Below are 15276 nucleotides of genomic sequence, written 5' to 3'. Positions count from 1 at the left end.
GTGTGCGCCGTGCGCGGACCGGCTCCGGGCCGAGCGGGGTCGTCAGGGCGCATGGCGCCAGTTGTCCGCCAGGTCGCCCCAGAGGTGAGCGGTGGTCTCCACGCCCTTGAGGAGGAGGTCGAGCTCGACCTTCTCGTTGGGTGCGTGCCAGCCGTCCGAGGGGACGGAGATGCCGAGGAAGAGCACGGGGGCGCCGAGGACTTCCTGCAGGTCGGCGGCCGGTCCCGAGCCGCCCTCACGGGTGAAGCGGACGGGCCCTTCGAAGGCGCGGCCCATGGCCCGGACGACGGACTGCAGGGCGGGGTGGTCCAGCGGGGTCAGGCACGGGCGGGTGGCCGGGCTGAAGGCGATCTCGTATCGGATCCCGGCGGGGATCTGCTCGGCGGCCCAGGCGCGGACGGCCTTCTCGATGTGGTCGGGGTCCTGGCCGGCGACCAGCCGGAAGGACAGCTTCACGAAGGCGGAGGACGGGATGATCGTCTTGCTGCCGGGGCCTTGGTAGCCGCCTCCGATGCCGTTGACCTCGGCGGTCGGGCGGGCCCAGATGCGCTCCAGGGTGGTGTGTCCGGCTTCGCCGTGGGTGGCGTGCGATCTGGCGGTGCGCAGCCACTGGTCCTCGTCGAAGGGCAGTTCGGCGAAGAGTGCGCGCTCGCGGTCGGTGAGTTCGACGATGCCGTCGTAGAAACCGGGGACGGCCACCCGCGCGTGCTCGTCGTGCAGGGCGGCCACGAGGCGGGCGACCGCGGTGGCCGGGTTGGGCACGGCGCCGCCGAAGGAGCCGGAGTGGATGTCCTGGTCGGGCCCGAGGAGGCGGATCTCGCACTCGGCGAGGCCCCTCATTCCGGTGCATACGGTGGGGGTGTCCTCGGACCACATTCCGGTGTCGGAGACGATCACGGCGTCGGCGGCGAGCCGCTCGGCGTGCTCCTCGACAAGGGTGCGGAAGTTCGGGGAACTGGACTCCTCCTCGCCCTCGATCAGCAGCTTGAGGTGGACGGCCGGGGAGCTGCGGCCGGTGGCGGCGAGGTGGGCGCGGACGCCGAGGGTGTGGAAGAACACCTGCCCCTTGTCGTCGGCCGCCCCGCGCGCGTGGAGGCGGTTGTCGCGGACGACTGGTTCGAAGGGGTCGCTGTCCCAGCCGTCCTCGCGGGCGGCGGGCTGCACGTCGTGGTGGCCGTAGACCAGGACGGTGGGCGCCTCGGGGTCGTCGGAGAGCCACTCGGCGTAGACGGCGGGTGCGCCCGGGGTCTGCCAGACCTCTGCGGTCGGGAAGCCGGTCTCCTTCAGCTTCGCGGCGAGCCAGTCCGCGCTGCGCCGGACGTCGGGGGCGTGGTCGGGCTGCGCGGACACCGACGGGATGCGCAGCCACTCGGCGAGGTCGTCGAGGAAGGCGGCACGGTGCTGCTCGATGTACGTGCGGACGGCGCTGACGGCACTGTCAACGGGATGGCTCATGGTCACGAGCCTATCGGCCCGCACCGACATCCTCGCCGGGCGGTTGCGCGCCGTTTGCCTGGCCGGCCGGTCCCGCGCGGTCCTCCTCGGCGGCGTCCGCGCCCGTCAACAGGCGCTCCAGCGCGGCCCGATCGGGCAGGGCGTCGGGCCGGATCACGTCGCCGGTGCGCACATAGAGGAACGCCGCTGTGACGGATTCCACGGGAACACCCTGCTGTTCGGCCCAGGCGAGGCGGTAGAGCGCGAGCTGAAGGGGGTCGGCGGTGTGGGCGCGGTGGGTTTTCCAGTCGATGATCTCGTACGTCGCCGTAGGGCCGTCGCCGTCCTTGTAGACGGCGTCTATCCGGCCCCGTACGACGCGTCCGGCGAGGGTCAGCTGAAAGGGGGCCTCGACGCGGTGCGGTGTGCGACGGGCGTACTCGGTGCGTTCGAAGGCCTCCTTGAGGGCCTGAAGGTCCTGTTCGTCGGCGATCTCGGCGTCGGCACCGGGCAGCTCGTCGGGTTCCAGGAGCGGAAGCGTCAACTCCTCGTAGCGGGCCTCCACCCATGCGTGGAACCGGGTGCCACGCCGCGCGGCCGGTTGTGGGGGGCGTGGCATGGGGCGCGCGAGTTCCTGCGCGAGACCGTCGGGGTCTTCGGCCAGGCGCATCACCTGCGAGGCGGTCAGCGTCGTCGGCAGGGGCACGTCGGTGACGCTGCTGCGGGCGCGCAGGAGCTCGCCGGCGAGGGCGTCGAGGTCACGGTCCCAGGAGGCGACCGCGCGGGCCTCCTCGGGGGTGAGCCGGGGGCGGGCGGCGGGGATCTCGGGGGCCGTGGCCTGGTGGGGGACGGAGGGGCGGGCGGTGGCCCAGGTGTCCCGGTCGCCGGGGTCCTGGTCGAGCCCGCTTCCGGGTTCCTCGGCGAGCCCGCCGTCCGGGCCGTCGGCGAAGGGGCCGTCCTCGTCGTCGAAGGGGTCGGTGTCGTCGTAGGGCGGCTCGTCCTCGTCGGGTGGCGGGGGCCAGTCCGGGTCGTCGTAGGTGTCCGGGTCGTGCGACGCGGCGGGTGGGCCCGCCGCGTGGCGGGCGAGGTCGTCCAGATGGGCGAGGACCGTCCTGGCGGCGGCGTGGCGGCGGGCGAACGCGGCCTGGTCCAGGGGGAGCGGCCAGACCTGGTCGGCGGTGGTCCGGTGCAGGGTGGGGTTCTCCGCGTCCTCCTCCGGTTCGTCCGCCCACGCCTCGATCTCGCCGTACCCGGCCGCGCAGTGGTCGTACAGGGCCTGGAGGAAGCCGGAGGGGCCGCGGGGCTTCTTCTGGGTGGGGCCCCACCAGTGGCCGGAGCCCAGGAGCAGGGAGCGGGGGCGGGTGAAGGTGACGTAGCCGAGGCGGAGTTCCTCGGTGTGCTGGTGGTCCTTCATCTCCTCGTGGAAGGACTTCATGCCCCGGGAGTCCCAGGAGCCGATGTCGGGGAGCGTGTCGGCGTCGCCGCGCAGTTCGTGCGGCAGCACCTTGGCCTGGGCGGTCCACTTCTCGCGGCCCTGGCCGCTGGGGAAGGTGCCGGTGACCAGGCCGGGGACGAGGACGACGTCCCATTCCAGGCCCTTGGACTTGTGCGCGGTGAGCACCTTGACGGTGTTCTCGCCGCCGGGCAGCGCGTTGTCGAGGCCCTTCTCGTACTGGGCGGCGGTACGCAGGAAGCCGAGGAAGGCGAGCAGGCTCGCCTCGTTCTCCGCCGCGGCGAAGGAGGCGGCGATGTCGAGGAAGTTCGACAGGGTCTCGCGGCGGCGGGCGGCCAACGCGTGCGGGGAGGCCGACAGTTCGACCTCGAGGCCGGTGACGGCGAGGACGCGGTGCAGGACGTCCATCAGGGGATCAGCCAGGGAGCGGCGCAGGTCGCGCAGTTCGGCGGCGAGGCGGGCGAACCGCACGCGCGCGTCCGGCGAGAAGGGCAGGCCGTCGGTGTCTCCCCCGTCCAGTGGGGTTTCCAGGAAGGTGTCGAGGGCGTCGGCGAGCGATATCACCTCGGCCGGGTCGACGCCTTCGACGGCCTCGGCGAGCCGGCGGTCCGGGTCGTCGCCGTCGCCTCCGCGCGCGTGGGCGACGAGGAAGCGGGCCCTGCGGCCGAGGAGGGCGAGATCCCGCGGGCCGATGCGCCAGCGCGGGCCGGTGAGCAGTCGCACCAGGGAGGCGTTGGCGCCCGGGTCCTGGAGAACCTCGCAGACGGCGACCAGGTCGGCGACCTCGGGCAGATGCAGCAGTCCGGAGAGGCCGACGACCTCGACGGGCACGTCCCGCGCGACCAGCGCGCCCTGGATCTCGGCGAAGTCGGTGGCCGTGCGGCACAGGACGGCGATCTCGCCGGGTGCCTTGCCGGTGTCGACGAGGTGGGCGACGGAGTCGGCGATCCAGTCGATCTCCTCGGCGTGGGTGGTCAGCAGGGCGCAGCGGACCAGGCCGTCGCGTTCGGCGCCGGGGGCCGGGCGGAGGGCCTCCACGCCCGCGTGCATGGCGCGCAGGGGTTCAGCAAGGCCGTTGGCGAGGTCGAGGAGGCGGCCGCCGCTGCGGCGGTTCTCGCTGAGTGCCTGGCGGGCGGCGGGCCGGCCGTCGGCGTGGGCGAAGTGCTCGGGGAAGTCGTCGAGGTTGGCGACGGAGGCGCCGCGCCAGCCGTAGATGGCCTGGCAGGGGTCGCCGACGGCGGTCACGGGGTGGCCGGTGCCGCCGCCGAACAGGCCGGCCAGGAGGATGCGCTGGGCGACCGAGGTGTCCTGGTACTCGTCCAGCAGGACCACGCGGAACTCGTCGCGCAGGATCCGGCCCACGTCCGGGACCTGGGCCAGCTGCGCGGCCAGGGCGATCTGGTCGCCGAAGTCGAGCAGGTCGCGCTCGCGTTTGGCCGTGCGGTAGCGCAGCACCAGGTCGGCCAGTTCACGCCGGGCGGCGGCCGCCTCGGGCACCTTGCGCAGGTCGGCGTTGGTGAGCTTGGCGCCTTCGAGGGTGTCCAGCAGTCCGGCGTCCCAGGCACGCAACTCCTCGGGGCGCACGAGGTGTTCGGCGAGCTCGGAGTCGAGCGCGAGGAGGTCGCTGACCAGGTCGGCGAAGGACCGGGTGAGCGACGGGTAGGGGCCGGGGGCCTCGCGCAGCACGCGCGCGGCGAGCTGGTAGCGGGTGGCGTCGGCGAGGAGCCGGGACGTCGGCTCCAGGCCGACGCGCAGGCCGTGGTCGGTCAGCAGACGGCCCGCGAACGCGTGGTACGTGGAGATCACCGGCTCGCCCGGCGGGTGGTCCGGGTCGATGACGTCGGGGTCGGTGACGCCCGCCCTGACGAGCGCCTTGCGGACCCGCTCCGCGAGTTCACCGGCGGCCTTGTTGGTGAAGGTGAGTCCGAGGACCTGCTCCGGGGCGACCTGGCCGGTGCCCACCAGCCACACCACGCGCGCGGCCATCACCGTCGTCTTGCCCGATCCGGCTCCGGCCACGATCACCTGCGGCGCGGGCGGCGCGGTGATGCAGGCCGTCTGCTCCGGGGTGAACGGGATCCCGAGGAGCTCCTTGAGCTGCTCGGGATCGGTGATGCGGGCGGGCATGATGAGAGGCTAACGGCGGCCACTGACATTCGAGGACACACCGCTCACTCCACCACGTGCCGCCCCTCGGGCCGAGAGCTGCAGGACGCCTTGAAGGCGCAGTGCTTGCAGTGGTCGCCTGCGGTCGGCGTGAACCGTTCGTCGAGCACCTTGCCGGCTGCCGTGGCGAGCAGGTCGCCGATCCACTCCCCCTCCAGCGGCTCTTGTGCCTGGACCCTGGGCAGCGTCTCGCCACCGTCCTTCTGTGCTGCGCCCTGGCGGAGCTGGACGAGTTCGGCGCCGCCGGGCTGCGGCCGCGCGCCGTCGAAGGCGTCGTCGACGGCGCCCTCACGGACAGCCAGCTGATAGACGGCGAGCTGGGGGTGACGGGCCACTTCGGCTCCCGACACCTTGCCCTTGCCGGTCTTGAAGTCGACGACGTAGGCGCGGCCTTCGCCGTCCGCCTCGACCCGGTCCATCTGGCCCCGGATGCGGACCTCGTAGTCGCCCGCCTCGAGGGTGACGTCGAAGTCGTGCTCGCTGGCGACCGGGGTGCGTCGGGTGCGGTCCATCACATGCCACTTCAGGAAGCGTTCGAGCGCCACGCGCGCGTGTTCTTTCTCCTGGGCGGACTTCCAGGGTGCGTCGAAGGCGAGCGCGTTCCACACGGAGTCGAGGCGTTCCATGAGGACGTCGAGGTCGGCGGTGGTGTGTCCGGAGGCGACCTCGTCGGCGAGGACGTGCACGACGTTGCCGAAGCCCTGGGCGACGGTGGCCGGGGCGTCGGCCTTCACCTCGCGGCCCAGGAACCACTGCAGGGCACAGGTGTTGGCGAGCTGGTCGAGGGCGCTGCCGGAGAGCACCACGGGCTGGTCCCGGTCGCGCAGCGGCACCTTGCTCTCGGTCGGCTCGAACATGCCCCACCAGCGGTGGGGATGCGCGGACGGCACCAGGGGCCGGCCGTCCTCGTCGGCGAGCGCGGCGAGGCGGGCGAGGCGGTGTGCGGCGGCCTCCCGGAGAACGGCGGAGGCGCGCGGGTCGACGGTGGTGGCGCGCAGTTCGGCGACGAGCGCGGCGACCGCCAGGGGGCGGCGCGGGCGGCCGGTGACGTCCCTGGGTTCGACGCCGAGCTCGGTGAGGAAGCGGGACGGCTGGTCGCCGTCGTCGGCGGGTGCCTTCACGGCGGTGACGACGAGGCGCTCTCGCGCGCGCGTGGCGGCGACGTAGAAGAGGCGGCGTTCCTCCGCGAGGAGCGCGCCCGGGGTCAGCGGCTCGGCGAGCCCGTCGCGGCCGATGCGGTCGGCCTCCAGGAGCGAGCCGCGGCGGCGCAGGTCTGGCCACAGGCCTTCCTGGACGCCCGCGACGACCACCAGGCTCCACTCCAGGCCCTTGGCGCGGTGGGCGGTCATCAGGCGCACGGCGTCGGGGCGCACGGCACGGCGGGCGAGGGTGTCGGCGGCGATGTCCTCGGCCTCGATCTCGGCCAGGAAGTTCAGGGCGCCGCGGCCGCCGGTGCGCTCCTCCGCGCGGGCGGCGGTCGCGAACAGCGCGCAGACGGCGTCCAGGTCGCGGTCGGCGTTGCGGCCCGCCGCGCCGCCGCGCCGGGCGGCCCGCTCCAGGCGGGTGGGCCAGGGGGTGCCCTCCCAGAGGTCCCACAGCGCCTCCTCGGCGCTGCCGCCGCGCGCGAGGCGTTCACGGGCCGTCGCGAGGAGCGCGCCGAGGCGCTGGGCGCCGCGTGCGTACACCGGGTCGTGGGTGACGAGTCGCTCCGGTTCGGCCAGGGCGCGTGCGAGCAGTTCGTCCGAGGGCGGTGGCAGCGGGTCGCCCGCGGCCCGCTCCTCCTCGCGCAGGGCGCGCCCCAGGCGGCGCAGGTCGGCGGAGTCCATGCCGGCGAGGGGGGAGGCGAGGAGGGTGAGAGCGGTCTCGGTGTCGAGCCAGCACGAGGTGTCCTCGTCGCTCTCGTTCGCGCCGTCGGCGTCTTGGTGCTCCTCCGGCCGTACCGACGCCTCCGCCACCGCCCGCAGGGCCGTCAGCAGGGGCGCGACCGCCGGTTCGTGGCGCAGGGGCAGGTCGTCGCCGTCGATGTCGAGGGGGACCCCGGCCGCGGTGAGGGCGCGGCGGACCGTCGGGATCGTGCGCGAGCCGGCGCGCACCAGGACGGCCATCTCGCCCCAGGGCACGCCGTCCTCCAGGTGGGCGCGGCGCAGGATGTCGGCGACGTTGTCCAGCTCGGTGCCGGGGGTCGGGTAGGTGTAGACCTCGACATGGCCGCCCTCGCGCGCGGCGGAGAGTTCGCGGTGGGCTCGGACCTTCTCGGCCGGGAGGCGGGTCAGGGGCATGCGCTGGGTGAGCAGCCGGGTGGCGGCCAGCAGGGCGGCATCGGAGCGGCGGGAGGTGCGCAGGACCTCCACGGGGGCCGGGCGGCCGTCGGGGTGCGGGAAGGCGCGCGGGAAGTCCAGGATGCCGTTCACGTCGGCGCCGCGGAAGGTGTAGATCGACTGGTCGGGGTCGCCGAAGGCGACGAGCGTGCGGCCGCCGCCGGCGAGGGCGTGCAGCAGCCGGACCTGGGCCGGGTCGGTGTCCTGGTACTCGTCGACGTACACGGCGTCGTACTGCGCGGCGAGCCGTTCGGCGGTCTCGCGGCGGTGGGCGAGGAGGACCGCGCGGTGGACGAGTTCCGCGTAGTCGATCACGCCGTGCAGGTCGAGGACGTCGAGGTACTCGGCGAGGAAGGCGGCCGCGGCCCGCCAGTCGGGGCGGCCGATGCGGGCGGCGAAAGCGTCCAGGGCCTGGGGGCCGAGGCCCAGTTCGCGACTGCGGGCGAGCACCGCGCGGACCTCGTCGGCGAAGCCGCGCGTGGTGAGGCAGGCGCGCAGTTCGTCCGGCCAGCGCACGTGCGCGAGGCCGAGCCGCTGCAGATCGAGCTGGCCGGCGAGCAGTTCACGGACCGCGACGTCCTGTTCCGGTCCGGACAGCAGCCGCAGCGGCTCCGCGAACAGGTCGCTGTCCTGGTGGGCGCGGACCAGGGCGTAGCAGTACGAGTGGAAGGTGGTCGCCTGGGGAGCGCGGGCGGCGCCCATGCGCAGCGCCATCCGGTCGCGCAGTTCGACGGCGGCCTTGCGGCTGAAGGTCAGCACCAGCACGCGCGCGGGGTCGCCGCCGCGGGCGATCCGGGCCGCGACGGACTCGACGAGCGTGGTGGTCTTGCCGGTGCCGGGGCCGGCGAGGACGAGCAGCGGGCCGGAGGTGTGGTCAACCACGGAGCGCTGTGCGGCGTCCAGACCAGGGGGATCCGTCCGGGCCGGCGGGGTACGCACCAGTCGGTAAGCGCCACGGCTCCCCTGTCGTCCCTGGGGGTGCGACAGGCGCCTGGTGGAGGAAGAGGAGCTCACGTGGTTCGCCGGTCCTGGTGGTTGTGCTGGTTGGCCGAGGGCCGCTTTCTCCGCCCCGTGCCCCTCGAACGTACGCCATGCCACCGACGTGCCGGGTTTCTCCGGTTTATCGGGTTTCCCCCATATGGCCCAAGGGGTCCCCTCAGGGGCGCCCGATGGCGGAAGCTGTCAGGTGTGAGTGTCCGCGCGTTCGCCGCCGTCCCAGCGCGCCCGTCCCATGTCGAGGCGCGGCAGGTGGCCCTGGGCGGCCCTGCTCGCCTCCTTCAGGGGGGTGCCCTCGGCGCGGTAGCGGTCGAGCGCGCGCAGTTCGTGGCCCGGGAGCAGCGCCCCGTCGGCGCGCACCACACGCCACCACGGCACGGCGCCGCCGTAGAGGGCCATCACCCGGCCGACCTGCCGGGGACCGCCCTCCTCGAGCCACTCGGCCACGTCGCCGTACGTCATGACCCGGCCCGGCGGGATCAGCTCGGCGACCTCGAGGACCCGCTCGGCGTACTCCGGCAGCGCGTCCGCGTCCTCCGCGGGGCCCTCGTCAGGGATGCTCTGCTCGCTCATCCGCCCCATCCTGCCCCACTCCGCCGACAATGCGACCGCGTCGCGACTGTGCGTGACCCTCGCCCCCGGGCGGCGCTTCGGGCAGACTGTGCGCCCCCGCGTTTGCACCCTGATGCCCCCGTGTGTCGGTGGGGCATGCCACCATCGTGCGGGCGGTGACCGGTGATACGAGATCAAGAAGAGACGATGAAGCAGCAGGGTGTGCATCCCGAGGACGCCGAGGGCACCTCTGACGCCGCGTCGCGCCCGGACGGCCCCCGGAGCCCGGACGGCCCGGACGGGGCCCGGGCAGGTGTGCCCGGCGAGGATCGCGAGGAAGTGCACGTAGACGAGGTCGAGGGCGACGAACCGCTGCTCCCCGCGCGCGTGCACCGCCCCTCCGACCTCATGCGACTGCTGGTGGGCGTGCTCGCCGTCATCGTGCTGCTGGGCATCGCGGCCTTCGCACACGGGACGACCTCGGGCCTCGAGCAGGACATCAACAAGGGCACCGGTCAGGCGCCCGATCTGCTCATCAAGATCGCCGGTCTGGCGTCCAGCATCGCGATCCTGCTGGTGCCGGTCGCCTTCGCGATCGAGCGGCTGATCAAGCGGGACGGGCTGCGGATCGCCGACGGTGTGCTCGCGGCCGTCCTCGCGCACGGCGTGACACTGGCCACCGACCTGTGGGTCGCGAAGGCCGCCCCGGACTCCATCCAGGAGGCGCTCACCCAGCCCTCCCCCGGCGACATCCACGCTCTCACCGACCCGGTGCACGGCTATCTCGCGCCCGTCATCGCCTACATGACGGCCGTCGGCATGTCGCGGCGGCCGCGCTGGCGCGCGGTGCTGTGGATGGTGCTGCTCCTCGACGCGTTCTCGATGCTGGTCACCGGCTACACGACACCGTTCTCGATCATCCTGACGGTGCTGATCGGCTGGACGGTGGCGTACGGGACGCTGTACGCGGTCGGCTCGCCGAACGTCCGCCCGACGGGGCGGACGCTGCTGGCGGGGCTGCGGCACGTCGGCTTCCACCCGGTCAGCGCGGCCCGCGAGGAGGCACCGGACACCCCGGAGACCGGCGACCGCGGCCGGCGCTACTTCGTCACCCTGGAGGACGGCCCCCCACTGGACGTCACCGTGGTCGACCGGGAACAGCAGGCGCAGGGGTTCTTCTACCGGGCGTGGCGCAATCTGACCCTGCGCGGCTTCGCCACCCGGAGCAGCCTGCAGTCGCTGCGCCAGGCCTTGGAGCAGGAGGCGCTGCTTGCGTACGCGGCCATCGCGGCGGGCGCCAACGCCCCCAAGTTGATCGCCACCTCCGAGCTCGGCCCCGACGCCGTGATGCTCGTCTACGAGCACACCGGCGGCCGTACGCTCGACTCGCTCACGGACGACGAGATCACCGACGAACTGCTGCGGGACACCTGGCACCAGGTGAGCGCCCTGCAGTCCCGGCGCATCGCGCACCGCAGGCTGGTGGGCGACGCGATCCTGGTGGATCGTTCCGGCACGGTGATCCTCACCGATCTGCGCGTCGGTGAGATCGCGGCCGGCGATCTGCTGCTGCGCATGGACACCTCACAACTGCTGGTGACGCTGGGCCTGCGGGTGGGCGCCGAGCGCGCGGTCGCCTCTGCGGTGAGCGTGCTCGGCCCGGACGCGGTCGCGGACTGTCTGCCGATGCTCCAGCCCATCGCCCTGAGCCGCTCCACGCGCGCGACGCTGCGCAAACTGGCCCGGGAGCGCGCGCAACGCGAGCGCGAGGCGGTCCTCGAGGCGTCCCAGCAGGCCAAGCAGGCCCGTCTGGACGCCGGGCACGAGGAGGAGCCCGTCTCGGAGAAGGCCGGGAAAAAGGCCGTACGCGCGCAGGCGAGAGCCGACAAGCGGGCCATCGACGAGGCGCTGGAGGAGGCTCGCGAGGAGGATCTGCTGACCCAGATCCGGCATCAGGTGCTGCTGATCCGGCCGCAGGCCCCGGTCGAGCCGGCCCGTCTCGAGCGGGTGCGGCCGCGCACCCTGATCAGCTTCATCGCCGGTGCGATCGGCGCCTACTTCCTGCTCACGCAGCTCACGCACATCGAGTTCGGACCGCTCGTCGCCAACGCCGAATGGGGCTGGGTGGCGGCGGCCGTGCTGTTCTCGGCACTGAGCTATGTCGCCGCGGCGATGAGTCTGCTGGGGTTCGTACCGGAGCGGGTGCCGTTCCCGCGGACGGTCGCCGCGCAGGTCGCGGGCTCGTTCGTGAAGATCGTGGCACCGGCCGCCGTCGGCGGGGTCGCTCTCAACACCCGCTTCCTGCAGCGCGCGGGTGTGCGTCCAGGGCTCGCCGTGGCGAGTGTCGGCGCGTCACAGCTGTTCGGGCTGGGCTGCCACATCCTGATGCTGCTGTCGTTCGGCTATCTCACCGGCACGGAGAAGACACCGTCGCTGTCGCCTTCCCGCACGGTCATCGCGGGGCTGCTGACCGTGGCGGTACTCGTGCTCGTGGTGACGTCCGTGCCGTTCCTGCGGAAGTTCGTCGTCACGCGCGTGAGGTCGCTGTTCGCGGGCGTCGTGCCGCGCATGCTCGACGTGTTGCAGCGGCCGCAGAAGCTGGTCACCGGCATCGGCGGCATGCTCCTGCTGACGTTCTGCTTCGTGATGTGCCTGGACGCGTCGATCCGCGCGTTCGGCACCGAGTCCTCCTCGATCAGCATCGCCAGCGTCGCCGTCGTCTTCCTCGCCGGCAACGCGCTGGGCTCCGCCGCCCCCACGCCGGGCGGTGTCGGCGCCGTCGAGGCGACCCTGACGGTCGGTCTGATCGCGGTCGGCCTGCCCAAGGAGGTCGCCGCTCCCGCGGTGCTGCTGTTCCGGCTGCTGACGCTGTGGATCCCGGTGCTGCCCGGCTGGCTGGCCTTCAACCACCTGTCCCGCAAGGGCGCCCTCTAGGGCTGTGACCGGACGGTTCGCCGGCTCGAACCTTTCCGACCAACACCACTGAGCGCAGGGGCGGCCGTACCTCGTACGGCCCGCGCCCCGCGCGCGTGGGCGGGCACGACCCCACGATGGGATCATGCCGACCTCCTCCCGGCTGCGCGCCGCCGCCCTGACCGCGACCGCCCTCCTGCTGTCCTCCCTGGTGGCCGGCTGCGGGGACGACCCGGGCGACGACGAGGACCTCACGGCTCAGAAGCTGGACTGGAAGGACTGCCCCGCGCCGTCCGCGTCGGAGGGCGACGGCAGCGCCCCGTCCCCGCTGCCGGACGGCGACCCGTGGCAGTGCGCCACTCTGAAGGCACCCCTGGACTGGGACGACCCGAAGGGCGACACCATCGGGATCGCGCTGATCCGGGCCGAGGCGAGCGGCGACCCGAGCAGGAGGATCGGCTCCCTGATCTTCAACTTCGGCGGGCCCGGAGGGTCGGGCGTCAGCAGCCTGCCCGCGTTCGGACAGGACTACGCGGCCCTGCGCACCCGATACGACCTGGTGAGCTTCGACCCGCGCGGAGTCGGCCGCAGCGCCGGCGTGAAGTGCGAGAACGACCAGCAGCTCGACGCGTACTTCCAGCAGGACACGACACCCGACGACGACGCCGAGCGCACCGCCCTGCTCGACAACACCAGGGACTTCAACGCAGCCTGCGAGAAGAACTCCAAGAGGATCCTGCCGCAGGTACGCACCACCGACGCGGCCCGCGACATGGATCTCATGCGCCAGGTCCTCGGCGACACCGAGCTCCACTACTTCGGCATCTCCTACGGCACCGAGCTCGGCGGCGTGTACGCCCACCTGTTCCCGAAGAAGGTGGGTCGCGTGGTCTTCGACGCGGTCGTGGACCCGACGCAGAACCCCGAGCAGGGCGCCCTCGGGCAGGCCCGGGGCTTCCAGCTGGCGCTCGACAACTACGCCGAGGACTGCACGTCCAAAGCCGAGGACTGTCCGGTCGGAGACACCGCTCAGGACGTGAAGGACCGGATCGCCAGGCTGCTGAAGGACCTCGACACGAGGCCGATCCCCGGCGTCTTCCCACGCAGCCTGACCCAGAGCGCCGCGACCAACGGCATCGCGCAGGCGCTCTACTCCAAGGACTTCTGGGAGTACCTCACCGAGGGACTGGCGGAGGCGTACGACGGGGACGGCCGGATCCTGATGCTGCTGTCCGACTCGCTGAACGGCCGCAGCGCGAACGGCGAGTACAGCAACATCGCCGCCGCCAACACGGCCGTCAACTGCTCCGACGACAAGCCGCGCTACTCCGTCGGTCACGTGGAGGACCGGCTCCCGGAGTTCCGCGCCGCCTCGCCCCTGTTCGGGAACTGGCTGGCCTGGTCTTTGGTCGGCTGCACCGACTGGGCCGTACCCGGAGCCGCCGACCACCCGGACGTGAGCGCTGCGGGGGCGGCGCCCGTCCTCGTCGTGGGCAACACCGGCGATCCGGCGACCCCGTACGAAGGGGCGCGCAGGATGGTGGACGCGCTGGGCAAGGGTGTCGGCGTCGAGCTGACCTACAAGGGGCAGGGGCACGGCGCGTACGGCAGCAGGAACAAGTGCGTGCGGACGGCCGTGAACGGATACCTGCTGAACGGCGCGGTGCCGGCCGCGGGCACCGTCTGCTCCTGACGCCACCGCTGCGGAAAACCCCTCAAATCCACGAAGAAACAGCAGGTCAAAAGGTTATCCACAGGCTCCGACAGGTGTGCTGGAATCCGCCTACCATGGCCTGACAGCCGTCCCGCCACCCGGCGCGGACGGTCCGTGAGGGGGGAAAGGGCACATGGCGCGATTCCTACGGTGGGCGGCGGCGGGCGCCGCCGCCGCACTGCTGGTGGCGGGCTGCGGCAGCGGCTCGTCGGACGGGGGGCGGGACGACAAGGGCGGGAAGGCCGACGCAACCCCGTCCGCCGCCTCCTCGGGCACGGCCACGGCTGCCGCCCTGCCGGCCTCGCTCACCGGGCAGAAACCCGGCTGGGGCCGCTGCAGATCCACCGCGGACTCCGCCGCGCCCGGCAGCGACTGGCAGTGCGCCACGCTGAAGGTCCCGCTGGACTGGTCGAAGCCGGACGGCCGGACCATCTCCCTCGGGCTGATCCGCGCCAGGTCCCGGGCGAGCGGCAGCCAGCGGATCGGCTCGCTGCTGTTCAACTTCGGCGGCCCGGGCGGTTCGGGGGTGTCGACGCTCCCGGCGTTCGGCTCCACGTTCTCCTCGCTCCGCGAGCACTACGACCTGGTGAGCTGGGACCCGCGCGGGGTCGGCGCCAGCGAGGGCATCCGCTGCCGCAGCAACAAGGACATCCAGGCCGCCGAGTCCCTCGACGCCACCCCGGACACCCCGGCCGAGGAACAGACGTACCTCCAGGACGCCACCGGCTTCGGCAAGGGCTGCCAGAAGGCCGCGGGCGAGCTGCTGGCCCATGTCTCGACCACCGACACCGCCCGCGACATGGACCTGATGCGGCAGGTCCTCGGCGACCCGAAGATGCACTACTTCGGCATCTCCTACGGCACCGAGCTCGGCGGCGTGTACGCCCACCTGTTCCCGAAGAACGTGGGGCGGCTGATCCTGGACGCGGTCGTCGACCCGAGCGCCGACACGGTGGGCCACGCCGAGAACCAGGCGCGGGGCTTCCAGCGGGCGCTCGACGACTACCTGAAGTCGACGGGCCAGGACCCCGAACAGGGCAGCAAGAAGATCGCCCGCCTCCTGGACCGGCTGGACAGCAGACCGCTGCCGACCGCCGACGGCCGCAAGCTCACCCAGACGCTCGCCGTCACCGGCATCGTCCTGCCGCTGTACAGCAAGCAGAGCTGGCCGACGCTGACGAGTGCCCTGGAGTCGGCGCAGGACGGTGACGGATCCGAGCTGCTCTCGCTCGCCGACGGCTACAACGAGCGGGACCCTTCGGGGAACTACGGCACGACGACCCATTCCCAACGGGTCATATCGTGCTTGGACGACAGGCAGCGGCCGACCGCGGAGGAGACGAAGAAGCGGCTGCCGGAGTTCGAGAAGATCTCGCCGGTCTTCGGCGACTTCCTGGGCTGGGACACGGCCGGCTGGTGTCACGACTGGCCGGTGGCCGGGCAGTACGACACCCCGGAGGTGAGCGCGGCGGGTGCGGCGCCGATCCTGCTCGTCGGCAACACGGGGGACCCGGCGACGCCGTACGAGGGCGCCCGGAAGATGGCGGACGAGCTGGGCGAGGACGTCGGGGTGCTGCTCACCTGGAAGGGCGAGGGGCACGGGGCGTACGGCAGTGGCAGCGACTGCGTCGACGCCACGGTGAACGCCTACCTGCTCAAGGGCACGGTCCCGAAGGACGGCAAGGTCTGCTCATGACGGCGGCGGGGGCTTCGGGCACCCGTGGTGCGCG

At 72.9% G+C, this 15276-nt stretch carries 7 protein-coding genes; 3 read left to right on the top strand and 4 right to left on the bottom strand.

The features are described 5' to 3' along the window. Nucleotides 1-42 precede the first annotated feature (42 nt). The 4 genes from ABT057_RS28720 to ABT057_RS28705 form a co-directional block, all read right to left on the bottom strand. Nucleotides 43-1455, bottom strand: coding sequence for a dipeptidase (locus ABT057_RS28720; RefSeq protein ID WP_352346502.1), 1413 nt, complete (start codon nt 1453-1455; stop codon nt 43-45). Nucleotides 1456-1465: 10 nt separating this feature from the next. Then, a complete protein-coding gene (locus ABT057_RS28715) occupies nt 1466-5014 on the bottom strand; it encodes a UvrD-helicase domain-containing protein (RefSeq protein WP_352346501.1) in 3549 nt (1182 codons plus the stop codon). 44 nt (nt 5015-5058) lie between these two features. Next, entirely contained in the window at nt 5059-8385 is a 3327-nt protein-coding gene (locus tag ABT057_RS28710; RefSeq protein ID WP_352346500.1) for an ATP-dependent helicase, read from the bottom strand. Nucleotides 8386-8553: 168 nt separating this feature from the next. Continuing rightward, the gene (locus ABT057_RS28705; protein WP_352346499.1) at nt 8554-8940 is read right to left on the bottom strand and encodes an MGMT family protein; all 387 of its coding nucleotides are present in this window, start codon (nt 8938-8940) and stop codon (nt 8554-8556) included. Nucleotides 8941-9126: 186 nt separating this feature from the next. Between ABT057_RS28705 and ABT057_RS28700 the strand changes: the two genes are divergently transcribed. The 3 genes from ABT057_RS28700 (at nt 9127) to ABT057_RS28690 (ending at nt 15242) form a co-directional block, all read left to right on the top strand. Continuing rightward, on the top strand, nt 9127-11853 hold the full coding sequence (locus tag ABT057_RS28700; protein ID WP_352346498.1) for a lysylphosphatidylglycerol synthase domain-containing protein: 2727 nt from the start codon (nt 9127-9129) through the stop codon (nt 11851-11853). Nucleotides 11854-11977: 124 nt separating this feature from the next. Next, the gene (locus ABT057_RS28695) at nt 11978-13525 is read left to right on the top strand and encodes an alpha/beta hydrolase (RefSeq protein WP_352346497.1); all 1548 of its coding nucleotides are present in this window, start codon (nt 11978-11980) and stop codon (nt 13523-13525) included. A gap of 154 nt (nt 13526-13679) precedes the next feature. Continuing rightward, nucleotides 13680-15242 (top strand): alpha/beta hydrolase, encoded by a 1563-nt coding sequence (locus tag ABT057_RS28690; RefSeq protein WP_352346496.1) that lies wholly within the window; start codon nt 13680-13682, stop codon nt 15240-15242. Nucleotides 15243-15276: the final 34 nt, after the last annotated feature.

This window comes from Streptomyces sp. NPDC002588, from assembly GCF_040295925.1.
Taxonomy (GTDB): domain Bacteria; phylum Actinomycetota; class Actinomycetes; order Streptomycetales; family Streptomycetaceae; genus Streptomyces.
Note: the sequence above shows the minus strand (reverse complement) of the source record. Positions and strands in the feature narration are given on the sequence as shown.